This is a genomic window from Asaia sp. W19 (assembly GCF_003994335.1).
In the GTDB taxonomy this organism is placed as follows: Bacteria; Pseudomonadota; Alphaproteobacteria; order Acetobacterales; family Acetobacteraceae; genus Asaia.
In genome coordinates this window covers 1-1,036 of sequence record NZ_PNQZ01000112.1, presented here as the reverse complement: position 1 = coordinate 1,036, position 1,036 = coordinate 1, and the positions used below count along the sequence as shown (strand labels likewise).

At 62.5% G+C, this 1,036-nt stretch carries 2 protein-coding genes; both read right to left on the bottom strand.

The window, feature by feature from the left end:
• A partial coding sequence (locus C0V97_RS17035; protein WP_233582249.1) for an S-adenosylmethionine synthetase N-terminal domain-containing protein occupies positions 1–227 on the bottom strand: 227 nt, incomplete at its 3' end.
• Between the two features lie 147 nt (positions 228–374).
• The coding region (dapB, locus tag C0V97_RS17030) for a 4-hydroxy-tetrahydrodipicolinate reductase (RefSeq protein ID WP_127103698.1) at positions 375–1,036 on the bottom strand (662 nt) is incomplete at its 5' end.

The following is a 1,036-nucleotide window of genomic DNA, read 5'->3' as shown; positions in this document are numbered from 1 at the left end:
CGGGCGCGCTCGATCAGCAGCTCGCTGGTGATCGACGCCGGGCCACGGACTTCACCGGCCAGAACGACGCGGTTGGTCGTGCAGAGGGTTTCGCACGCAACACGGGCTTCCGGGTCGGCCTCGAGATAAGCGTCCAGAACGGTGTCGCTGATCCGGTCGGAGACCTTGTCCGGATGACCTTCAGAAACGGATTCCGATGTGAAGAGAAATTCGCCGTAGTTACGCACTCAGGGACCTCGCAGGGAATGAGTGAAAGAAAGGAGAGCGGACGCGCGATAACCTGCGCTCGACCCGCAAGAGAGGGCTGTCCTTAGAGGCATTGAGCCACAGGGGTCAAGCGTTTGTTATGTTGCAGTACGGGAAGTGAAGCCTGATCAGGCCTCGAATATTTCCGTCATGGTGTAGAGCCCTGCCGGTTTACCAGCCAGCCATCGCGCCGCCTTGACCGCACCCTGTGCAAACACGCGGCGGTCAAAAGCGCGATGCGACAAGGTGATCTGTTCCGTGCCCGACGTCAGGATCAGGCTGTGCTCCCCCACGATCTGCCCGGCACGCAGTGAGGCAAAGCCGATCGCCCCTTCGCCGCGCAGTCCGGAGCGATCGATCTCGGTCACATTGGCCAGAGCGACATTGCGCCCCTCAGCAAAGCGCTCGCCAATGGCCAGAGCCGTACCTGAGGGGGCATCGCGTTTCTGACGATGGTGGGTCTCAAGGATTTCAGCATCATATTCATCGGCAGGCAGCTTGGCGCCCAACTGACGCGCCAGATCGAGCAGGAGCGTCAGGCCGGGAGCGAAATTGGCGGCCTTGAGCACCGGGATGGTTTGAGCGGCCTGCGTGATTGCCGCTTCCTGCGCGGCATCGAACCCGGTTGTCCCTATCACCCAGGCGCATCCTGCTTTGGCAAAGGCCTCGGCATGGGTGCAGGTGGCCTCCGGACTGCTGACATCGATCACCACATCGCACCGATCCGCCAGCGTCGCGGGATCCGTGACGATATGGCGGGCGGGGTCTGCCCTGCGCGGCAATCCTCCCC